Source organism: Nocardioides phosphati, assembly GCF_014646375.1.
GTDB classification, from domain to species: domain Bacteria; phylum Actinomycetota; class Actinomycetes; order Propionibacteriales; family Nocardioidaceae; genus Nocardioides; species Nocardioides phosphati.
Window position 1 is genome coordinate 270,220 of record NZ_BMNI01000002.1, and the last position, 20,872, is coordinate 291,091.

The window sequence follows — 20,872 nt, forward strand, 5'->3', positions numbered from 1 at the left end:
AAACTCAGGCCTCGCGGCGCTCCTTGATCTTGGCCTTCTTGCCGGTGAGGGCGCGGAGGTAGTAGAGCTTGGCGCGACGGACGTCACCGCGGGTCACGACCTCGATCTTCTCGAAGATCGGGGAGTGCAGCGGGAAGGTGCGCTCGACGCCGACACCGAACGAGATCTTGCGGACCGTGAAGGTGCGGCCGATGCCCGAGCCGTGGATGCGGATGACCGCGCCCTGGAAGACCTGGACACGCGAGCGCGTGCCCTCGATGACCTTGACGTGCACCTTGATGGTGTCACCGGCGCGGAAGGCGGGGACGTCGTCGCGCTTGAGGTCAGCGGCGAGCTGGTCGATCACGTTGCTCATGTTCACTCCTCACGGGCGCCACAGGTCGGCCGCGGAATCAGGTTTCGTCAGTGAGGTCGTACGCCGTGCGGCCGGCGGCTTCCCGGACCCCCTGTGGCAGGAGCGGGAGGCAGGACCTCCGGGTGAGTCTCGGAGCATCCCTTCGGCCAGCGTGGACCAAGGGGGAACTTTACGGCAGGAGCCCGGACCTGCGGAAATCCGGACACCTCGCCTGACAGGATCAGTGCCATGACGTCCTCCGACGCGTCGGCCGCGACCGACTGGCCGGCCCACCAACCCGAGGTGCGGCCGTGGCGCCAGATGGCGCCACGGGGTCCGCGCGCGGACCGGCAGGTCCGCGAGATCACCGTGATGCTGCCACCGAAGATCGCGCGCCTGACCTTCGAGCCCGAGCCGGCGCTGCTGCGCATGCTCGAGGCGGTGGCCGGGGGCCTCACCCACCTCGACATGGTCCACGGGCGCACGCTGGCCGCGCTCAACAGCCTTCTGCTCCGCACCGAGTCGGTCGACTCCTCCAAGATCGAGAACGTCGACGCCTCGCTCGCCGACTACGGCCGCGCGCTGCTCGGCGAGGGTGCCAACTCGTCGGCGATGTCGATGGCGTCGGCGACCTCGGCGCTCTCCCGGATGATCCGCGACGCCGCGATGCTGCCGCGCACCGTCCGGAAGGAGGCGATGCTCCAGGCCCACCACGACCTCTTCTCGCGGGTTCCCTCGGACAACGTGCGCCCCGGTCACATCCGGCACCGGCAGAACTGGGTCGGCGGCAGCGACTACTCCCCCCTCGGCGCCCTCCACGTCCCTCCCCCGCCGGAGACCGTCGACGACTACCTCGACGACCTCTTCGCCTTCGCCAACCGCGACGACATGCCCGCACTGGCTCAGGCCGCGATCGTGCACGCGCAGTTCGAGTCGATCCACCCGTTCACCGACGGCAACGGCCGGATCGGCCGCGCGCTCATCCACGCGGTGCTGCGCAAACGGCGCGTGACCCGCCACCTGACCGTGCCGATCGCGTCGGGCCTGGTCTCCCACCGCGACCAGTACTTCCAGGCGCTCAACGACTACCGCGCGGGCCACGCCTCGACGATCGTCACCATGCTGGCGAGCGCCGCGTCCATCGCCACCCGCGAGTCGCACCAGACCGCCACCGACGTCATCGAGATCCGCGAGCGCTGGCAGGAAGCCATGAGCCGCCCGTACGCCGGCACGCTCGCCTACCGCCTGCTCGACCTCGTCATCGAGGAGCCGATGGTCAACCTGCGGCTGGTCACCGAGCGCCTGGCCACCGACGACGCCGCCGCGAAGGACGTCCTGGCCCAGGCCACCGCGGCGGGTGTGCTGCTCCGCGCCAAGGGGGCGCGGCGTACGCCGGTGTGGCTGGCGCGCGACGTCCTGCACGAGGTGCACGACCTGAGCATCCGCACCAGCGAGAAGGCGCTCACGCTCCACGCGGAGGACCGCTGAGCCGAAATGACGGAGGCCCGCCCCGCATGCGTGATGCGGGACGGGCCTTCGCGGTGTTCAGGCAGTGTGAGGATCACATGCCGTAGTTGTAGCCCTCACCGTGGAGCGCGAGGTCGATACCAGCGATCTCGTCCTCCTCCTTGGCGCGGAAGCCGATCGTCTTCTCGATCGCGAAGCCGATGACGAGCGCCAGGATGAAGGAGTAGGCGAAGACACCGAGCGACGTGACGACCTGGGTCAGGAGCTGACCCGCGCCGCCGCCGTAGAAGAGGCCGGTCTTGTTGGCGACGACGCCTTCGGAGCCGACGGTGTACTGCGCGAAGAAACCGAGGAACCAGCAGCCGATGAAGCCGCCGACCATGTGGATGCCGACGACGTCGAGCGTGTCGTCGAAGCCGAGCTTGAACTTCAGGTCGATCGCGAAGGCACAGACAGCACCTGCGAGCAGGCCGAGGACGATCGCCCAGACCGGGTTGACGAAGGCACAGGCGGGGGTGATCGCCACGAGGCCCGCCACGATGCCCGACGCGGCGCCGACGGCAGTCGGCTTGCCCTCGCGGAACTGCTCGACGATGAGCCAGCCGAGCATGGCAGCCGCCGGGGCCGCCAGCGTGTTGAGGGCAATCAGGCCCGCGCCGGCGTCGGTGCCGCCGTTGTAGCCGACGTTGAAGCCGAACCAGCCGAACCAGAGGATCGCCGTACCGATGAGGACGAGCGGGACGTTGTGAGCGACGGACTCCTCCTTGGAGAAGCCGACCTTGCGCTTGCCGAGGACGAGCGCGAGAGCGAGCGCCGCAGCACCGGCGTTGATGTGGACGGCAGTGCCGCCGGCCCAGTCGAGCGCGCCGACGCCGTTGATGCCCTTGCCAATCCAGCCGGTGGCGTTGCCGTCGCCGTCCAGGGCCCAGACCCAGCCCTTGACGACGCCGTAGTCGAGAGTGCCCCAGACGCCGGCGAAGATCATCCACGGCCAGAAGCGAGCGCGGTCGGCGATGGCGCCGGAGACCAGCGCGACGGTGATGATCGCGAACGAGCCGTCGAAGATCATCGAGATGAAGCCGTTGTCCTTGACCGACTTCAGCATGCCGAGGTCGTGGAACGGGTTGGCCGGAAGCCAGCCGTTGCCCGCGGTGTCAGGCGTGATCAGGCCCATGTTGTAGACGAACAGGACCCAGAGGACCGAGATGAGGCCCAGGGCGCCGAAGCTCATCATCATCATGGAAACGACGGACTTGGACTTGACCAGGCCGCCGTAGAAGAACGCAACGCCCGGCGTCATGAAAATGACCAGGGCGGCCGCGGTGAGCAGCCATACGTTGTCTGCGGTCATGAAGAAACCTCTTCACTCGGGGGTAGTGAGTCGCACGGTGGCGCCATTGCCGGTTCGTGCTCGTGAAGCGGATCCTGCCCAAACTGGATTTCACCTGTCGCCGTGTTTTGTTTCGCAGATGTAACAGATCTCACGGCCAAACGACGCCGCGTGTGAACGAGTTGCCAACTCTCACGCCACCTCATCTGAGTGGCCGACAAACTCCTCGATCGGGCTGCGAAAAGCCGCTCCTTCCGCCCGAAGCGCTGGATATAGTCCGCCACGCCAACAACAACAACACTCTTCTCGGGGGATCTACATGAAGTTGCGTCTCACCAGCGCCATCACGGCTGCTCTGGTTCTCGTCGCACCCTTGGTGGCCTCGTCTCCGGCCGACGCCAACGTCGCCTTTTCGCAGAACGTACGTCTCGTGGGGCAGAAGCCGGTTTCGGGCCGCTACACCACCACGTACACGGATTGGGCTCAGATCAGGGGGACCTACACCACCAACGTTGTGTCCAGCGCGACGCTGAGCACCAAGCTCGACGCCTACAAGGTCGCCGATGGCATGGCCAAGTACGACTACTACTACCTGGACGCGGACGTACTTGTGACGAACCACAGTGGCGACACACACGTGGGCACAGTGAAGTTCCGCCTGAGCACGAGCAACGCAACGGTCGTCGACGTGGGCGACAACAAGAACGTTTACGCGTCGAGCTCGAGCTGCGTAAGCATGAGCGTGGGTCTGAGCGCTTCGCTGGGCGTGATCTCGGCCGGTTCGAGTCTCGGTAGCGTCCGCATGTGCGGGCAAGACCCCAGCTTCACTCGCACGACGTCGAATGGGTATGCCTACTTGACCGCCCACATCATGCCGAAGATCAACCACCTGACGATTCACCGGGTGGTCAAGGTGCTCCGGGGTCAGCGCCCGGTGTTCAACCTGCGGGTGGCCGTCCCCGTCGACAGGTGCAACGAGCGTGGTTTCATCCGTGGCAACGCCACGTGCGTCGACTACACCAACGTCTGGGCACACAAGTACTACACCGTCGGTACGAGCGGTCTCTGATCCGGGCAGACTCTGCCGCTTGGGGCGCGTCTGAGAATTCTCGGCGCGCCCCGAGCACGATCTGTAAGCACAGGGGCGCGGTGTCGCGATCCCGTGCCAATGATCAGCACGACGCAGCGGCCGGGGTCAGCGGCGCTTGCGGCGGACCGGCTTCGTCATGACGACGGCGTACTCAGGCGCGGTGACGTCCGGTCGCAGGCGGAAGCCGGCGCGCTGGTAGAGGCGCTGGTTGCGGAAGCTCGCCGCCCCCGTGAACAGGACGTACGACGTGGCCGCCTTCGGGGCCACCGCCTCCGCGTGCTGGAGCAGCACCCGGCCGAGGCCGTTGCCCTGCAGGTCAGGCGCGACCATGAGCCGGCCGATGTCCCACGCGTCACCGTCGAGGCGCGCGCGGACCGCACCGACGAGCCGCCCGGCGCGGCGGACGACCCAGGTGTCCCACTCGGCCAGCCAGGCCCGCACGTCCTCGACGTCCTCGTGCAGCGCGGGGTGGGCCAGGAAGTCGTTGTGGATCGCCTCGTCCACCCAGCACGCGCGCTGGAGGGTGAGCAGCTCGCCGGCGTCGTCCGCGGTCGCGCGCTCGATCTCCCACTCACCCACGACCGTCGCGGCCAGCAGGTCGGGGCGACGCTCCGTCGTACGGCGTACGCGCTGGTCGTGGCGCCACGCGGCGATCTTGCCGTGGTCGCCGGAGAGGAGGACCTCGGGCACGTCGTGGCCGCGCCACTCCTGGGGCTTGGTGTAGACGGGGTACTCCAGCAGGCCGTCCTCATGCGACTCCTCGACGAGCGAGTCCGGGTTGCCCATGAAGCCCGGGATCAGCCGGACGACCGCCTCGGTGATCGCGAGCGCGGCCACCTCTCCCCCGTTGAGCACGTAGTCGCCAAGGCTGACCTCCCGCACCTCGGCCCGCTCACGGGCGTGGTCGATGACGCGCTGGTCGATGCCCTCGTAGCGGCCACAGGCGAAGACCAGCCGCTCGCGGGTGCTGAGCTCGTGCGCGAGCGCCTGCGTGAATCGCTCGCCGCTGGGCGTCGTGAAGATGACGGTCGTGCGCTCGTCGACACCGAGCTCGTCGAAGGCCTCACCGAACGGCTCCGGCTTCATCACCATGCCCGCCCCGCCGCCGTACGGCGTGTCGTCGGTGGTGTTGTGGCGGTCGTGCGTCCACTGCCGCAGGTCGTGGACGTGGAGCTCGAGGAGCCCCTTGGCGCGCGCCTTGCCGGGCAGGCTCAGCTCGAGCGGGGCGAGGTAGTCGGGGAAGATCGAGAGGACGTCGATCCTCATCGCTGCTGCTTCTGCGTCTGCTCCGGGTCCGGCTCGTCGTCGGGGAACGGCGTGACCAGGCCGGGCCGGTCGGCGATGACGACCCTGCCGGCCGCGATGTCGACCTCGGGCACCAGCTGCGTGACGAACGGGACGAGGGCGTCGCGCCGGTCGGGGGTGCGGATCTGGAGGATGTCCTGCGCGCCGTGGAGGAGCTTGGTCACGGTGCCGAGCTCGCGCCCCTCCAGGTCGTACGCCGTGAGGCCGATCAGCTGGTGGTCGTAGAACTCGTCGGGGTCCTCGGGCGTCTCGGTCGGGTCGACCTGCGCGTGGAGGAGGACGCCGCGCGCGGTCTCGGCCGCGTTGCGGTCGGCGAGCTCGGCGAACTTCGCGAGCAGCACGCCCTGGTGCCAGCGGATCTTCTCGACCGTCAGGCGCTTGGCCGGGTAGGCGGACCCCTTGGGGGCGGTGGCGTCGAGCACCGTGCCCGGCTCGAAGCGCCGCTCGGGCTCGTCGGTGCGGACGTCGACCGTCACCTCGCCACGGATGCCGTGGGGCTTGCCGATGCGACCGACCAGGACCTCGATGCTGCTGCTCACGAGGCGCAAGCCTAGTGGCTCACGGGACCGGGAAATGCGCGACGGGCGCCACCCCTGCTGGGGTGACGCCCGTCGTACGTGGTGCTGTGTGCTGCTCAGTTGCGGCGGTCGACGTCGACGAAGTCGACGCGCGCCTCACCGCGGCCGGCGAGGGCCGAGATGACGGTGCGGAACGCGGACGCCGTGCGACCGCTGCGGCCGATCACCTTGCCGAGGTCGTCGGGGTGGACCCGGACCTCGAGCACGGAGCCGCGCCGGAGCTGCTTGTCGCGCACGGTCACGTCGTCCGGGTGGTCGACGATGCCGCGCACGAGGTGCTCGAGCGCGTCGGCGAGCATGCTCACGCCTCGGTGCCCTCGGCGGCCTCAGCGGCCTCCTCAGCGGGAGCCTCGGCAGCGGGGGCCTCCTCGGCCGGAGCAGCCTTGGCAGACTTCTTCTCGGCCTTCTTGATGGCCTCGGAGACGGGCTCGGCGTGGGCCTCGGCCAGCGCCTTGTTGAAGAGCTCGAGCTTGTCGGCCTTCGGGGCGGCGAACTTCAGCGTGCCCTCGGCGCCCGGGAGGCCCTTGAACTTCTGCCAGTCGCCGGTGACCTTGAGGATGGCCTCGACGGCCTCGGTCGGCTGCGCGCCGACGCCCAGCCAGTACTGCGCGCGCTCGGAGGTGACCGCGATGAACGACGGCTCCTCCTTGGGGCGGTACACGCCGATCTCCTCGATGACGGCGCCGTCGCGCTTCTTCTTGGCGTCGACGACGACGATGCGGTACTGCGGCACCCGGATCTTGCCCAGGCGCTTGAGGCGAATCTTGACGGCCACGGTTGTGGTGTCTCCTTCAAAGCTTGAATGTGAGTGAGGCGCACGCCTTCAGGTGGGGACCGGGGCGAGCGACTCGAGGGGCCTGTACCGGACCGGGATAGAGGGTCGCGATCCGAGCAGGACTCAGCCGGTCATTCTGCCAGACGGGTGACCGAGCGAAGAAATCAGGACGGTCTACGCCACGACCTTGCCGCGGAGCACCACGGCGGAGGGCGAGTGGAGCACGGTCAGGTCGGCGCGCGGGTCCGCGTCGTACACGACGAAGTCGGCCTCGCTCCCCTCCTCCAGGGCGCCGAAGCCGAGCCACGCGCGGCCCTTCCACGACGCCGACGCGAGCGCATCCTCGGCGGGGATGCCGAGCTCGTGCATGGCGAGGACCTCGTTGGCGAGGTTGCCGTGGCGCTTCTCGCCGCCGCCGTCGGTGCCGGCGAAGAGGGGTACGCCGGCCTCGAAGGCGCTCATCAGCACCTCGCGCCGGCGCGCGTGGAGCTCCTTCATGCGATCGGCGTAGACGGGGAACTTCGCGCGGCCGGCGTCGGAGAACTCCAGGAACTTGTCGGTCTGCATGACCGTGGGGACGAGGGCCGTGCCACGGCGGGCCATCTCCTCGACGAGGTCGAGGGTGAGGCCGGTGCCGTGCTCGATGCAGTCGATGCCGGCCTTGATCAGTCCGGGAAGCACGTCGGGGCCGAAGCAGTGGGCGGTCACCTTCGCGCCGTGGCGGTGCGCGGTCGCGATCGCCTCGGCGAGGTCGGCGGCCGGGAACGTCGGCAGCAGGTCGCCCTCGGCGCGCGAGATCCAGTCGCCGACGATCTTGACCCAGCCGTCGCCCCGCTCGGCCTGGCGAGCGATCTCGAGGGCGAGGTCGCGCGGCTCGACCTCGACGCCGTAGTTCGGCAGGTAGCGGCGGGTCCGGGCGACGTGGCGGCCGGCGCGCACCAGGCGCGGCAGGTCCTCGCGCTCCTGGACGAAGCGGGTGTCGATGGGCGACCCGCAGTCGCGGATCAGCAGCGCCCCGGCATCGCGGTCCTCGAGCGCGGTGGCGACGGTCTCCTCCTCGGAGATCGCTCCGGCCTCCCCCAGCCCGAGGTGGCAGTGGGCGTCCACCAACCCCGGCACGATCCAGCCGCGGCCGGCCGTCTCGACGTTCGGAGGCGCGTGGTACGTCACGCGCCCGTCGACCACGTAGAGGTCCTGGACCTCTCCCGTCGGAAGCACCGGGCCGTGGAATCGCAGCGCACTCATGCCGCTACACAACCGCAAGACTCAGAGCTGGTCCAGCAACCACGCGGCGCCGACGGCCCGTGCGCGCAGGGCCTCGGAGCGGAGCGCCAGCTCACGGTCGGACGTCGCGACGACCACCTCGTGGCCCTTGCCGACGAGCGCACGCACCTCGTCGAGGATCGCGGCATCGCCGTCTCGCGGCGCGTGCACCACGCGTACGTCGCGGTCGCGTCCCGCCTTCACGCCGCCCTTGGCCTGGCCCTCGAGGACGAGCACCACCGCGTCGTACGCGATGTCGGCGACGAGGAGCTGCTCGTGGAGGCGGCGGGCGGCACCCGCGCGGTCCTTCCACCAGCCGTCAGGGCGCGCACCGACGACGTTCGCGCCGTCGACGACGAGCACTCTCACGGGCAGGCCCGCGTCACTTGAAGAGGTTGTCGAAGCCCTTGGGCAGGTTCAGGTTGGCGGCAGCGTCCTCGTAGTTGAAGCCCTCGCCGCCGACCTGGAACGGGTTGCCCCCGGCGGGCTGCTTCGCGGCCTCGGCGGCCTTCTGCTGCGCGGCCTTCGCGGGGTTGCCGGAGATGCGCTTGCCGCCCTTGCCCTTCTTGGCCTGCGGCTTCTTCTTCGCGGCGCCGGGGCCGGGACCCATGCCGGGCATCGGACCCATGCCCGGGAGGCCACCGCCCTTGGCCAGCTGCAGCATCATCTTCTTGGCCTCGTTGAAGCGGTCGACGAGCTGGTTGACGTCGGAGACCTGGGTGCCGGAGCCCTTGGAGATGCGCAGGCGGCGCGAGCCGTCGATCAGCTTCGGGTTGTCGCGCTCGGCGGGCGTCATCGACTGGATGATCGCCTGGATCCGGTCGATCTCGCGCTCGTCGAAGTTGGCCAGGGCGTCCTTGAACTGGCCCATGCCCGGGAGCATGCCCATGATCTTGGACATCGAGCCGAGCTTGCGGATCTGCTGCATCTGCTGCAGGAAGTCGTCGAGGGTGAAGTCGCCCTTGCCGGCGAGCTTCTCGGCGGCCTTGGCGGCCTGCTCCTGGTCGAAGACCTTCTCGGCCTGCTCGATCAGGGTGAGCATGTCGCCCATGTCGAGGATCCGGCCGGCCATGCGGTCGGGGTGGAAGAGGTCGAAGTCGGTCATCTTCTCGCCCGCGGAGGCGAACATGACCGGCTTGCCGGTGATCGAGCGGATCGACAGGGCGGCGCCACCGCGGGCGTCACCGTCGAGCTTGGTGAGGACGACGCCGTCGAAGCCGACGCCCTCCTGGAAGGCGAGCGCGGTGTTGACGGCGTCCTGGCCGATCATCGCGTCGACGACGAAGAGGACCTCGTCGGGGTTGACGGCGGCCCGGATGTCCTTGGCCTGCTGCATCATCTCGGCATCGACGCCGAGGCGGCCCGCGGTGTCGACGATGACGACGTCGTGGAGGGTGCGCTTGGCCTCCTCGATGGAGGCCTGGGCGACGGCGACCGGGTTGCCGACGCCGTTGCCCGGCTCGGGCGCGAAGACCGGGACGCCGACCCGCTCGCCGTTGACCTGGAGCTGGTTGACCGCGTTGGGGCGCTGGAGGTCACAGGCGACGAGCAGCGGGGACTTGCCCTGCTCCTTGAGCCAGAGCGCGAGCTTGGCCGCGAGGGTCGTCTTGCCGGCGCCCTGGAGGCCGGCGAGCATGATCACCGTCGGGCCGGTCTTGGCGTAGCGGAGGCGACGGGTCTCGCCGCCGAGGATCTCGACGAGCTCCTCGTTGACGATCTTGACGATCTGCTGCGCGGGGTTCAGCGCCTGGCTGACCTCCTCGCCGCGCGCCCGCTCCTTGATCGCAGCGGTGAACTCCTTGACGACCGGCAGGGCGACGTCGGCCTCGAGCAGCGCGATGCGGATCTCGCGCGCAGTGGCGTCGATGTCGGCCTCGGAGAGCCGACCCTTGCCCCGGAGGTTCTTGAAGGTGTCGGCGAGCCGGTCGGAGAGCGTGGCGAACAAGAGTCAGGTCCCTCGGTGTCTACGGAGATGCGGTTGCCCGGAAATACCGGACAGTCTGATCAGGGCTCAAGGGTAACGGTGCGCACGAGCGCCTCTCGCACGGCGTACGCCGCCGCCTCGGCCCGCTCCTCGGCCGGCAGCGAGCCGTCGGCCTCGATCACGTAGAAGACGTCGACCGCCTGCGGACCGAGCGTGGACACGTGCGCCGACCGGACCGAGAAGCCGAGGGAGGCGAGCGTCGCGCAGACCAGGTAGACGACTCCGGGCCGGTCGTCCATGCGGATCTCGAGCACGGTCGCGGACTCCGAGGCCTCCGGGCGCACGCGGACCGTGGGCTCGAGGCGGCCGGGGCGGGGCCGCACCAGCCGCGAGCGGGCGTCGAGCCGGCCGTCGGCGATCGACTCCAGCCGCGTGCGGAGCACGGCCGGATCGAGGTGCTGCTCGTCGGTCTCCCACACCGAGATGCCGATCGGGTCCTGGGTCCAGACCTTCGCGGCGTTGACCGACGTCTTCTGCACCGCGAACATCGCGGCCGCGTCGGCCAGCAGGCCGACGCGGTCGCCGGACATCACGGTGACGCTGGCGCCCTCGGCGTGGTGCTCGACCTCGACGTGCACGCGGCTCGGGTCCTCGAGCAGCTCGGCGGGCACCTCGACGACCGGCTCGTCGACGGTGAGTGCCTCGGTGTCGGAGGCGCCGGTGAGCATCGCGGCGTACGTGCGCTGGGCGAGGTGGCGGACCAGGCTGGCGCGCCACTTGGTCCACGCCTGGGGCGAGGCAGCGCGGGCGTCGGCCTCGGTGAGGGCGACCAGCAGCGAGAGCGCCTCGGGGTTCGGGACGTGCTCGAGGAGGAGCTGCACCGTGGCCGGGTCGTCGGGGTCGCGAGTCGTGGCGGTCTCGCTGAGCAGCAGGTGCCAGCGCACGAGCATCCCGACCAGGTCGACCTCGTCGGGCGTGAAGCCGATGCGCTCGGCGACCGCGCGGGCGATCGGCTCGCCCTCGACGGAGTGGTCGCCGAGCTCGCACTTGCCGATGTCGTGGAGCAGCGCCGCCACCATGAGTACGTCGGGGCGCGCGACGCGGCGGATCAGCTCGGACGCCTCGATGCAGGTCTCGACGACGTGACGGTCGACGGTGAACCGGTGGATGACGCTCGCATGGGGCAGCGAGCGGATCAGGTCCCACTCGGGCAGGATCCGCTGGAGAGCCCGGGTCTCCTCCAGCGTCTCCCACACCGGCAGCATCGGGCGGCCGGCGGAGAGCAACCGGACCAGCAGGTGGCGGGCCTGCGCGGGCCACGGGGTCGGCAGCTCGGGACATGCCCGCAGCAGGCGCGCCGCGGTCGCGGGCGAGAGCGGCAGGGCACGCTCGGCGGCCTCCGCGGCGGCCCGGAGCAGCAGGAACGGGTCGGACTCCGGCTTCGCGCCCTGCGCGAGGACGACCTCGCCCGACGACACCGCGAGGCCGGGAGCGATGCCGACGAGGTCGGGCTTGCGGGCGCCACGCAACGAGGCGGGGCGGGCGATCACCTGGTCGACGCGGTGCCAGGTCAGCCGCGAGATGTGCGTGAGCCGGCGGCCAAGGTCACGCACGTGCACCTGCACGGCGCGCGCGTCCTCGAGACCGAGCGGACCGGCCATCTGGCCCCACATCTCCGGCGTGATCCGGTCGGAGGCCCGGCCGGCGATGTCGTGGGCGACGTCGCGGGTGTCGAGCAGCGCCTGCCGGCAGCGCTCGACGTCGACGTGCGGGACGTCGACGAGCCACGTCGCCACCAGGGCCTTCAGCGCGGTCGCGTCGCGGAGACCGCCCTCGGCCTCCTTGAGGTCCGGGACCGAGACGTGCGCCAGCTCGCCGGTGATCGCGTGGCGGCTGCGCACGAGCTCGTGGAAGCCGGGCAGCTTCTGCCGGGCCTCGCGGCGCCACGAGCCGAGCATGTGGGTGCGCAGGCGCAGCGTGAGGTTGGGGTCACCCGCGAGGTGGCGGGCGTCGAGCATGCCGAGGGCGACGCGCAGGTCGGCCTCCCCCGCCGCGATGCACTCGTCGAGCGATCGGACGGAGTGGTCGAGCTTCGCCCCGGAGTCCCAGAGCGGGTACCAGAGCTTCTCCGCCAGCTCGCCGAGCTCGAGCCCCGCGTCGTGCACCAGCACGACGTCGAGGTCGGAGTGCGGCGCGAGCTCGCCACGGCCGTAGCCACCGACGGCGACCAGGGCGACCCCGGTCTCGGGGCCGCCCAGGTCGGCGTACGCCGTGGCGCAGAGCTCGTCGGCAGCAGCCGTACGACGCTGGCGCTCCTCCGCAGTCATGCCGCGAAGGATGTCAGATGGCGGCCTCGTCGCGGTCGCCCGTCCGCACGCGGACGACGGACTCGATCGGGCTGACCCAGACCTTGCCGTCGCCGATCTTGCCGGTCTGCGCGGCCTTGACCACCGTGTCGATGACCGGCTCGACGTCGTCCTCGTCGACGAGGATCTCGATGCGGATCTTGGGGACGAGTGTGATGTCGTACTCAGCACCGCGGTAGACCTCGGTGTGGCCCTTCTGGCGGCCGTAGCCGCTGACCTCGGAGACGGTCATGCCGGTGATGCCGATCGTCTCCAGCGCCGCGCGGACGTCCTCCCACTTGTGGGGCTTGATGACGGCGGTGACCAGCTTCATGGAAGTCCTTCTCTCACGTGCGCGCTGCTGAGGGTGCTGAGACGTGGGTCTCAGAGGTGAAGCGTGCCACTTCCGTGGCCGAGATGGGGACGAGCCCCGCCGGTCGGGTGGAGGTCGTACGCCGCCTCGGCGTGGATGACCAGGTCGACACCGAGGGCCTCGTCGTCCGCGGCGACCCGGAAGCCGAGCGTGCGGTCGAGCGCCCAGACCAGCAGCGCGGTCATCGCGAGCGAGAAGCAGAACGTCGCGGACGCCGCCACCGCCTGCCGCCCGAGCTGGTCGAGGCCGCCGCCGTACAGCAGGCCGTCGACGCCGACGACGTCGGCGTTGGCGAGCAGGCCGATCAGGAGCGTGCCGACGAGACCGCCGACGAGGTGGACGCCGACGACGTCGAGGGAGTCGTCGTAGCCGAAGCGGTGCTTCCAGCCGACGGCCACCGCGCAGACCGCTCCGGCGACGACGCCGATGAGCGTCGCGCCGATCGGCGAGACCGCGCCGCACGAGGGCGTGATCGCGACGAGGCCGGCGACCACACCCGAGGCCGCACCGAACGACGTGGCGTGGCCGTCGCGCGCCTTCTCGACGAGCGACCAGGCCAGGAGTCCCGAGCAACCGGCCATCAGCGTGTTGACGAAGACGACGGCCGCGGTGTGGTTGGCAGCGAGTGCCGAGCCGGCGTTGAAGCCGAACCAGCCGAACCAGAGCAGGCCGGCGCCGATCATCGTGAGCGTCAGGTTGTGCGGCTTCATCGGGTCCTTGCCGAAGCCGAGCCGCTGGCCGAGCACGATCGCGGCGGCGAGGCCCGCGGCGCCGGAGTTGATCTCGACGGCCGTGCCGCCCGCGAAGTCGAGCGCGCCGAGGTGGTCCAGCATCCAGCCGCCGGCATGGCTCGCGTCGCCGGCGTAGAAGATCCAGTGCGCGACGGGTGCGTAGACGAGCAGCGTCCACAGGGCGGAGAAGACGAGCCAGGTGCCGAACCGGACCCGGTCGGCGATCGCGCCGGCGATGAGGCCGACGGTGATCGCGCCGAAGAGGCCCTGGAACGCCGCGAAGACCATCTGGTCGGTGGCGCCCGCCTGCTCCTTGACCAGGCTGCTCAGGCCGACGTACTGCGCCGGGCTGCCGAGCAGGCCGCCGCCGAGGTCGTCGCCGAACGCCAGGGAGTAGCCCAGCAGCAGCCAGACGACCATGACGACGGCGAGCGCGCCGAAGACCATCATCATCATGTTGAGGACGCTCTTCACGCGGACCATGCCGCCGTAGAAGAGGGCGAGGCCGGGCACCATCAGCAGCACGAGGGCGGCCGAGGTGAGGAGCCAGGCGGTGTCGCCGGTGTCAGGGGTCGCGGCAGCGGACAGCTGGATCATGCGCGAACCATCACAAGCGCGCGTTACGCCGAGGTTACGGACCTCACGGCGCGCGTGACGCCCGTGTTACATCCTCACGGGCGTCCTCACGGGTGTCGCGGGGCTCTTCGCTGCGCGCGGGGCCCCGTCCGCTCAGTTGCGCCGGGTCAGAGGGCCGCCTCGTCGCGGTCCCCGGTGCGGACGCGCACGACGGTGCCGATGGGGCTGACCCACACCTTGCCGTCGCCGATGCGCCCGGTCTGCGCGGTCTTCACGACCAGGCCGACGATGTCGTCCGCGTCGTCGTCGTCCACGACGATCTCGATGCGGATCTTGGGGACCAGGGCGATGTCGTACTCCGCACCGCGGTAGACCTCGGTGTGGCCCTTCTGCCGCCCGTAGCCGGAGACCTCACTGACGGTCATGCCGGTCACGCCGAAGGTCTCGAGCGCCTCGCGGACGTCTTCCCACTTGTGCGGCTTGATGACCGCGGTCACGAGCTTCATGACTGCTCCCTGCTGATGGTGGCGCGGACTGCTCCGCCGACGCTGCCACTGTGACCGCGGACCGTTTCGCGGACAGGGCCGGTCTGTTACGCGTGTGTAACGACCTCAGCCCGACCCCACGTCGCGGCCCACGTCGCGGCCCGCTCGCGCCGCACGGTCCACCACCCGCCGCGCCGTACGCCGTGCCTTGCGGCCGGCGCGCACGGCCGCGCGCTGCACCGGGCCGGGGCCCACGACGATGCGCGTCGCGTCGACCTGTCCCGGGGCCCGGGTGTAGCGGAGCCGGCGGCCGTCGACGACGCGCCCCTCGGGCGCGAGGGGCGAGAGCGGGACGGGGGCGTCGATCGGCGTGCCGTCGATGACCGTCTCGACGCGGAGGTTCCAGCCGCGGCGACGCAGGCTGCGCACCGGCAGCGCCAGCATCATCGGGCCGTCGCCCCACCGGACGTCGACGGGCTCGAGCGGCACCCGCCGCCCGTCGTCGCCGACGAGCACGAAGGCGACCTCGCTGCCGGCCGGCCCGAGGTGCACGACGCGGGCGACCGGCCCGGACTCCTCGAGAGTGACCCGGCGGAAGGCGAAGCGCAGGGGCGTGTCCACGAGGATCCGCGCGAGCCGCTCCTCGTCCGCGTCGAGCACCACCCGGACCAGCTGCTGCTCGGGCGGGAGCAGTTGGCGGAGGTCGGGCTCGTCGTACAGCGTGGCGAGGAGAGTGCGGTGCGCGAGCAAAGGCGCGGCCGCCTCGGGCGCGGGCTCGCTGCGGCGGCCGATCGGGCCGAGCACGAGCGCCCGCGTGACGAAACGGGCCTCCTCGAGGTCGACGCCCTCCGCGACCCGGCGCCCCACCGCGGCCAGGGCGGCCCCGGCGTCGCAGCGCCCGGCGCGGGCGAGCACCAGCTGACGAGCGAGCTCCCACTCCCCTGCCGAGGCGAGCGCGAGCCCCCACGCCTGCTCCCGCCCGAGGCCGAGCACGGTCTCGGGCGCCATCGCGTCGTGGAGCGCACCGAAGGCCTGCTGGAGCTCGGCGAGCTCGTCCGGCGTACAGGCGTGGAAGCCGTCGGCGGCGAGGAACGTGCGGAGGTGCACCCAGCCGTCGGCCACGAGGAAGAGGGACTCGTGCAGCGCCCGGAGCTCCCGGTCGCCGGTCGCGCAGGTCAGCCGGAAGGACTCCAGCTCCTGCCGCAGGTAGCTGAGGAAGCTCGCCGTGCCGTGCGCCCGCGCGGTCATCGAGGTGGCACCCGGGCGGGCGCGGTAGAGGTAGACCGTGTCGGTGACGACGTTGATCCGCTTCGCCTCGAGAAGGGCGCGGGTCATCGGCACCACGTCGTTGGAGCGCGGCACGGTCGGGAAGGTGATCCCGGACGCGGCCCAGAAGTCGGTGCGGAAGAGGCGGTTCCAGCAGGCCCGGTTGCGCAGCAGCGACGGCTCCTCGGCCAGGGTCACGTCGTCACGGTCCGACTGCCACGCCGCCCACGTGCGGGTCGGGCGCCAGGTGCGGTTGGGGAAGAACTTGAGGTACGACCCCACGACCATGTCCGCGTCGTTGCGGCGTGCGGAGTCGAGCATCGCCCGGTAGGCGCCGCGCGGCACGAGGTCGTCGCCGTCGACGAACGCGAGGTACGGCGCCCGCGCCAGCCGGGCACCGTGGTTGCGGGCCTCGGCACCGCCGCGGCCGGGGTTGCGCTCGACGCGCAGCCGCGGATCGTGCGCGGCGCGCTGCCGGAGGATGTGCAGGCTGTCGTCGGTGGAGGCGTCGTCGACCGCGATCACCTCGAGCGCGACGTCCTGGTCGTCGAGCAGCGACGAGAGGCACTCGCGCAGCCAGGGGCCGACGTCGTGCACGGGGAGCACCACCGAGACCTCGGGAGTGGCGTCGGGGGTCGCGGTCGGGCCGCTCATCGCGCCACCTCCAGTCCGTCGAGCACGCGCAGGTAGTCCCGGGACATGTCGTACGGCGTGTAGCGCTGCGCGAACGCACGCGCCGAGCGCTCACGGTCCGCGTCACCGGGGGCCAGCCGGACGATCTGCTCCGCGAGTCGGGCTGCGGCACCCGGCCCCGCGGCGTACGACGCGCACCAGGGCTCGTCGGCGTACAGGCGGACGAGTGGGGTGTCGTCGGGGAGGATGACCGGCCGCCCGAGCGTGGCCGCCATCAGCGCGCTGCCGGAGTTGAGGATGCGGCGGTACGGCAGCGCGAGCACGTTGCAGGCCTGCACCCACGTGCCGATCTCCTCGTCGGGGAGGAAGTCGTGGTGGCGGATCACCCGGGTGTTTGCGGGGACGAGCGCGTCGATCTCGGCGCGGTGCTCCTCCGAGGTGCGCCCGGCGAGCACGACGGTGAGGTCGGGCAGCTCGCGGGCGGCGATGCCGGCCGCCTCGAGGAGCAGGTCGACGCCCTTGTAGGGACGGAGCTGGCCGATCAGGCCCACGGTCGGCACCCCCTGCGGTACTCCCACGGCGGCACGGGCCGCCTCGCGCGTCGGCACCTCCGGGTAGATCCCCGCGTAGCTGCTGTGCGCCAGCGTCACCAACCGCTCCGCCGGCAGGTCGTACGCCGCGGCGAGGTGCTCGCGGGTGTGCTCGTGGAGCTGGAGGATCCGGTCGGCGCGGCGGGCGAGCACCCCCGCGAGGCGGAGCTCGGCATCAGGCCAGTCGGCGTCGTGGGCGATCTCGTTGTGGACCGTCCAGAGCACGTGGGCGCCCGCCTCGTGCGCGCGGCGCAGCGCCTCGTCGAAGCGATCGACGCGGTCGTGGGCCTCGGCACGCGACAGGGCGGGACGGGTGACCGGCGCGGTCCAGTGCACGTGGACGACGTCGCCCTCCACCAGGCCCCGCTCCGTGGTGCGCTCGAGTCCCTCGAGCATCGTGGGTCCGGTGATGTGCCACCCGTCCGCCTGCGCGGCGAGGGTGAGCATGGTCAGGTAGGGGTTCTGCTCCCATCGGGGGAAGACGACGACCTTGCTGGTTCTCCTCAGGCTCACGGGGCGTCACCGTACGGACGTCAAGTGGACACCTGGGGCACCTACGGTTCGCAACCGTGAACTCCAGGAGAACCCCGGTGACAGGGCACCGCACCGACATCCAGGCACTGCGCGCCGCCGCCGTGACGGCGGTGGTCCTCTTCCACGTCTGGCCCGGTGCCGTGCGCGGCGGCTACGCCGGCGTCGACGTCTTCTTCGTGATCTCGGGTTTCCTCATCACCGGCCACCTCCTGGGTGAGCTCCGCCAGCACGGCCGGGTCCGGCTGGTCGCCTTCTGGGGCCGGCGCCTGCGCCGGCTGATGCCCGCGGCGCTCACGGTGCTCGCCGCCACCGCAGCCGCCGTCTGGCTGCTGCTGCCCACCGGTGTGCGCGCCGTGCAGCTGCGCGAGGTCGTCGCCAGCGCGCTGTACGTCGAGAACTGGCTGCTCGCCCACGACTCCGTCGACTACCTCGCCGCCGAGAACAGCCCGTCGGCGGTCCAGCACTACTGGTCGCTCGCGGTCGAGGAGCAGTTCTACCTGGTGTGGCCGCTGCTCCTGCTGCTCGCCGGCCTGGCCGCCCGCTCCGTCGCGCGCCGCGGCGTACGGCGGGAGGCGGGGTGGTGGGCGGCCGCGATGCTCGCGGTGGTGCTGGTCGGCAGCCTCGCGGCGTCGGTCGTGCTGACGACGCGCGACCCGGGGCCGGCGTACTTCGCGACGTGGACGCGGGCGTGGGAGTTCGCCGCCGGTGGCCTGCTCGCGACCTGGGCCTCCGCACCGGAGCGCCGGCTGGGCGAGGCCGGGCAGACGGCCGCGCGCACGCTCGGCTGGGCGGCGATCGCGGCGACCGTGCTGCTCTACACGCCGGCGACGCCGTTCCCGGGGTGGACGGCGCTGCTGCCCGTCGTCGGCGCCGCGCTGGTGATCGCCGCGGGCGATGCAGCCCCGGGCAGCCGCTACCGCTCGGTGACCGGCTCGCGCCCGGTGAGCGGGCTGGGCACGCTCTCCTACGGCATCTACCTGTGGCACTGGCCGCTGGTCGTGGTCGGCGGCGCGGTGGCCGGGTGGTTCGTCGGGGTGCCGGCCGTCGCGGTGTCGGTCCTGCTGGCGTGGGCGACCTTCCACGCCGTCGAGAACCCGGTCCGGTTCCACCAGCCCCTCGTCCGCAGCAGCCGGTGGACCTACCTCGCGGCGGCGGCCGCGATCTCGGTCGTCGTGGCCGGCTCGCTCGTCGGCATCCGCGCCCAGGACCAGGCAGCCGCCGCGAGCGTCCAGCAGGCACAGCGCCTGCTGCGCGACTCCCCCTGCCTCGGCGCGCGGGCCGTGCTCGGCGACCACCGACACTGCCCCGACCCCGGTCTCGACGGCGTGCTCGTCCCGGCCCCGGCCGCTCGGCTCACCGACACCGGCGGCGCCTACGCCTGCTACAGCGACGCGGACACCCGCGCGGTGCCGGTCCCCTCGTGCCACTACGGCTCGGACCGTCCCGACGCGCTGCGCGTGGCCCTCGTCGGCAACTCCCACGCGACGACGCTCCTGCCCGGGCTGCGCCCCGCGCTCAACCGGCTGAACTGGTCCCTCGACACGTACGTCGGCCGCAACTGCCGCTGGATCGTCAGCGACCTCCCCGCCGACCGCTGCAGCACCGGCCTGCCGTGGATGAAGCCACTCACCCGTGGCACGCCGTACGACCTCATCCTGGTCACCAGCCGGCGCGACGAGAACCGGGCCGCTGGCCAGCCCGACCCCGACGCGGCTGCGATGGCCGCCGCCTGGCGGCCCGCGATCAGGCGGGGAACGACCGTGGTGGCGATCGCCGACAACCCCGGCCTGCCTCCGGAGGTCGAGGGCTGCCTCGACGCGGGCGACGACCTCGCCGCGCTCGACGCCTGCCGGTTCACGCCGGCGCAGGCATGGGCGACCGACGACCCGCTGCCCGCCGCCGTGAGGCTCGCCGGGCGCGGCGCCCGGCTCGTCGACCTGACCCGTGTCTTCTGCGACGGCGACCGATGCCCCCTGGTGATCGGCCATGTCCTGGCCTACCGCGACGGCCACCACCTGACCGCGACGTTCGTGCGCACCCTCGCGCCGTACCTGATCCAGGAGATCCGCGCGGCTCTCCGGAAGGAGGGCAAGTGAGTGCCCTGCGCCTCCCCGAGCGGGGCCGCCTCCTGCACATCGGCCTGCCGAAGTCGGGCTCGACCACCCTCCAGCAGGCGTGCGCCGCGACGCGTCCCGAGCTGCTCGCGCACGGCGTGCTCTACCCCGGCGACATGACCGACCACGCGCACGCGGGGTCCTGGCTGGCCGGCGTACCCCTCTCCCACCTGGGCCGCACCCGCGCCCGGCCCGACGGCTGGGCGCCGGTGCTCGCCGAGATGCGCGCGCACCCCGACCACCGCGTCCTGCTCAGCTACGAGGCGATCTGCTGGACCGACCTCGACCAGGCGCGCCACGCCGCGGCCGCGCTGGAGGGGCCCGCGCACGGCCTGCTCGTGCTGCGCAACCCGGGTGACTTCCTGGTGTCGGCCTGGCAGCAGAACCTCAAGGGCGGCAACGGCGCCAGCCTCGACGGTGCCCTGCGCGAGGCCTTCCGCAACGCCGACACCGCCGCGCTCAGCCGTCCGTTCCACCGCCGCGACGGACTCGACCTGGTCACCCGCTGGGCGACCGCCCTGGGTCCGGAGAACCTGACGGTGGTGGTCCTCGAGCCGGCCCACCCCGACCGCCTGCTCGCTACCGCCGAGGAGCTGCTCGGCCTGCCGGAGCGACTCCTCCGCGACGCGACCGTGCCCGGCGGCGCGAACCGCGGCCTCTCGGTCGAGGAGGCGGCTTTCCTCCACCGGGTCAACAGCACGATCCTGCGCGAGTGGGGCGCCACTCCTTCGCTGCACCGGCAGCTGGTCTTCCGCGGCGCGGTCCACAGCCTGGTGACCAACCGCCGCCCCGGTCCCGACGAGCGGCCCATCCGGCTGCCCGCGTGGGCCGCGGAGCCGGCCACCGAGCGCGGCGACCGGCTCGCGGCAGCGGTCGCCGCCACCGGCGTCCGCGTCGTCGGCGACCCCGCCGAGCTGCGGCGTACGCCGGTCACGGGTGGCACGGATGTCCGCACGCTGCCGGCCGCGATCCCCTCCGACGTCGCCGTCGAGGCGCTCCTCGGCCTGTACGCCGCAGCCGCCGCGTCACTGGAGGAGGCCGCGGAGACGCCTGACCTGCCGCGTCCGCTGGAGGCGGCCGCTGGCCGGGCCCTGGCCGGCGCCCTCGCCCGCGTGGTCCGGAGACGACTCACCCCCGGCCGCTGAGTGCGGCCGGGGGT

19 protein-coding genes and 1 pseudogene are annotated in these 20,872 nt (G+C 71.7%); 4 read left to right on the forward strand and 16 right to left on the reverse strand.

Translation table 11 applies throughout. The features are described from left to right. Positions 1-4: 4 nt before the first annotated feature. On the reverse strand, positions 5-355 hold the full coding sequence (gene rplS, locus IEX47_RS06250) for a 50S ribosomal protein L19 (RefSeq protein ID WP_188783142.1): 351 nt from the start codon (positions 353-355) through the stop codon (positions 5-7). Between the two features lie 228 nt (positions 356-583). Between rplS and IEX47_RS06255 the strand changes: the two genes are divergently transcribed. Further along, positions 584-1,822 carry a Fic family protein gene (locus IEX47_RS06255; protein ID WP_188783143.1) on the forward strand — a complete coding sequence of 413 codons (1,239 nt, stop codon included), beginning with the start codon at positions 584-586 and terminating at the stop codon, positions 1,820-1,822. 73 nt (positions 1,823-1,895) lie between these two features. On the opposite strand, the gene IEX47_RS06260 is transcribed toward IEX47_RS06255, so the two are convergent. After that, positions 1,896-3,152: an ammonium transporter gene (locus tag IEX47_RS06260; protein WP_188783144.1), complete on the reverse strand. Its 1,257-nt coding sequence runs from the start codon at positions 3,150-3,152 to the stop codon at positions 1,896-1,898. 298 nt (positions 3,153-3,450) lie between these two features. Between IEX47_RS06260 and IEX47_RS06265 the strand changes: the two genes are divergently transcribed. Next, a complete protein-coding gene (locus IEX47_RS06265) occupies positions 3,451-4,200 on the forward strand; it encodes a hypothetical protein (RefSeq protein ID WP_188783145.1) in 750 nt (249 codons plus the stop codon). A gap of 126 nt (positions 4,201-4,326) precedes the next feature. Here the strand turns inward: IEX47_RS06265 and IEX47_RS18085 are convergent, their stop codons facing one another. From IEX47_RS18085 to IEX47_RS06330, 14 genes and pseudogenes are all read right to left on the reverse strand, one after another. Next, complete coding sequence (locus IEX47_RS18085; protein WP_268238958.1) at positions 4,327-4,800, reverse strand: GNAT family N-acetyltransferase; 474 nt, start codon at positions 4,798-4,800, stop codon at positions 4,327-4,329. A gap of 15 nt (positions 4,801-4,815) precedes the next feature. After that, positions 4,816-5,487: pseudogene (gene trmD, locus IEX47_RS18090) on the reverse strand (tRNA (guanosine(37)-N1)-methyltransferase TrmD); the annotation flags it as partial. Then, complete coding sequence (gene rimM / locus IEX47_RS06275) at positions 5,484-6,065, reverse strand: ribosome maturation factor RimM (RefSeq protein WP_229662673.1); 582 nt, start codon at positions 6,063-6,065, stop codon at positions 5,484-5,486. The pseudogene trmD and the gene rimM, both read right to left, overlap by 4 nt. Positions 6,066-6,160: 95 nt before the next feature. Next, entirely contained in the window at positions 6,161-6,403 is a 243-nt protein-coding gene (locus IEX47_RS06280) for an RNA-binding protein (RefSeq protein WP_107701651.1), read from the reverse strand. Positions 6,404-6,405: 2 nt separating this feature from the next. Then, positions 6,406-6,879, reverse strand: coding sequence for a 30S ribosomal protein S16 (rpsP, locus tag IEX47_RS06285; RefSeq protein WP_188783147.1), 474 nt, complete (start codon positions 6,877-6,879; stop codon positions 6,406-6,408). Between the two features lie 174 nt (positions 6,880-7,053). Beyond that, positions 7,054-8,124, reverse strand: a complete 1,071-nt coding sequence (locus IEX47_RS06290; RefSeq protein WP_188783148.1) for an amidohydrolase family protein — start codon at positions 8,122-8,124, stop codon at positions 7,054-7,056. Between the two features lie 21 nt (positions 8,125-8,145). Beyond that, positions 8,146-8,511 carry a PIN domain-containing protein gene (locus IEX47_RS06295; RefSeq protein ID WP_188783149.1) on the reverse strand — a complete coding sequence of 122 codons (366 nt, stop codon included), beginning with the start codon at positions 8,509-8,511 and terminating at the stop codon, positions 8,146-8,148. Between the two features lie 13 nt (positions 8,512-8,524). After that, positions 8,525-10,087 carry a signal recognition particle protein gene (gene ffh, locus IEX47_RS06300; protein ID WP_188783150.1) on the reverse strand — a complete coding sequence of 521 codons (1,563 nt, stop codon included), beginning with the start codon at positions 10,085-10,087 and terminating at the stop codon, positions 8,525-8,527. Between the two features lie 59 nt (positions 10,088-10,146). Further along, positions 10,147-12,393 carry a [protein-PII] uridylyltransferase gene (locus tag IEX47_RS06305; protein ID WP_188783151.1) on the reverse strand — a complete coding sequence of 749 codons (2,247 nt, stop codon included), beginning with the start codon at positions 12,391-12,393 and terminating at the stop codon, positions 10,147-10,149. A 13-nt stretch (positions 12,394-12,406) separates the two neighbouring features. After that, positions 12,407-12,745, reverse strand: coding sequence for a P-II family nitrogen regulator (locus tag IEX47_RS06310; protein WP_107700168.1), 339 nt, complete (start codon positions 12,743-12,745; stop codon positions 12,407-12,409). Between the two features lie 50 nt (positions 12,746-12,795). Further along, positions 12,796-14,112: an ammonium transporter gene (locus tag IEX47_RS06315; protein ID WP_188783152.1), complete on the reverse strand. Its 1,317-nt coding sequence runs from the start codon at positions 14,110-14,112 to the stop codon at positions 12,796-12,798. Positions 14,113-14,258: 146 nt separating this feature from the next. Continuing rightward, the gene (locus tag IEX47_RS06320) at positions 14,259-14,597 is read right to left on the reverse strand and encodes a P-II family nitrogen regulator (protein ID WP_107700170.1); all 339 of its coding nucleotides are present in this window, start codon (positions 14,595-14,597) and stop codon (positions 14,259-14,261) included. 105 nt (positions 14,598-14,702) lie between these two features. Beyond that, complete coding sequence (locus IEX47_RS06325) at positions 14,703-16,496, reverse strand: glycosyltransferase family 2 protein (RefSeq protein ID WP_188783153.1); 1,794 nt, start codon at positions 16,494-16,496, stop codon at positions 14,703-14,705. Further along, complete coding sequence (locus IEX47_RS06330) at positions 16,493-17,578, reverse strand: glycosyltransferase (protein ID WP_188783154.1); 1,086 nt, start codon at positions 17,576-17,578, stop codon at positions 16,493-16,495. The genes IEX47_RS06325 and IEX47_RS06330 overlap by 4 nt, the downstream gene beginning before the upstream one ends. A gap of 77 nt (positions 17,579-17,655) precedes the next feature. Here IEX47_RS06330 and IEX47_RS06335 point away from each other — a divergent pair, with 77 nt between their 5' ends. Both IEX47_RS06335 and IEX47_RS06340 read left to right on the forward strand, forming a co-directional pair. Continuing rightward, entirely contained in the window at positions 17,656-19,695 is a 2,040-nt protein-coding gene (locus tag IEX47_RS06335; protein WP_188783155.1) for an acyltransferase family protein, read from the forward strand. Next, positions 19,692-20,858: a hypothetical protein gene (locus IEX47_RS06340; RefSeq protein WP_188783156.1), complete on the forward strand. Its 1,167-nt coding sequence runs from the start codon at positions 19,692-19,694 to the stop codon at positions 20,856-20,858. Before IEX47_RS06335 ends, IEX47_RS06340 begins: the two co-directional genes overlap by 4 nt. Positions 20,859-20,872 lie beyond the last annotated feature (14 nt).

Coding starts and splice junctions, on each gene's coding strand:
- IEX47_RS06310 (WP_107700168.1), bottom strand. CDS start 12,745: ATGAAGCTGGTCACCGCCGTCATCAAGCCCCACAAGTGGGAGGACGTC.
- IEX47_RS06305 (WP_188783151.1), bottom strand. CDS start 12,393: ATGACTGCGGAGGAGCGCCAGCGTCGTACGGCTGCTGCCGACGAGCTC.
- IEX47_RS06255 (WP_188783143.1), top strand. CDS start 584: ATGACGTCCTCCGACGCGTCGGCCGCGACCGACTGGCCGGCCCACCAA.
- IEX47_RS06325 (WP_188783153.1), bottom strand. CDS start 16,496: ATGAGCGGCCCGACCGCGACCCCCGACGCCACTCCCGAGGTCTCGGTG.
- IEX47_RS06315 (WP_188783152.1), bottom strand. CDS start 14,112: ATGATCCAGCTGTCCGCTGCCGCGACCCCTGACACCGGCGACACCGCC.
- IEX47_RS06280 (WP_107701651.1), bottom strand. CDS start 6,403: ATGCTCGCCGACGCGCTCGAGCACCTCGTGCGCGGCATCGTCGACCAC.
- IEX47_RS06320 (WP_107700170.1), bottom strand. CDS start 14,597: ATGAAGCTCGTGACCGCGGTCATCAAGCCGCACAAGTGGGAAGACGTC.
- IEX47_RS06265 (WP_188783145.1), top strand. CDS start 3,451: ATGAAGTTGCGTCTCACCAGCGCCATCACGGCTGCTCTGGTTCTCGTC.
- IEX47_RS06260 (WP_188783144.1), bottom strand. CDS start 3,152: ATGACCGCAGACAACGTATGGCTGCTCACCGCGGCCGCCCTGGTCATT.
- rplS (WP_188783142.1), bottom strand. CDS start 355: ATGAGCAACGTGATCGACCAGCTCGCCGCTGACCTCAAGCGCGACGAC.
- IEX47_RS06290 (WP_188783148.1), bottom strand. CDS start 8,124: ATGAGTGCGCTGCGATTCCACGGCCCGGTGCTTCCGACGGGAGAGGTC.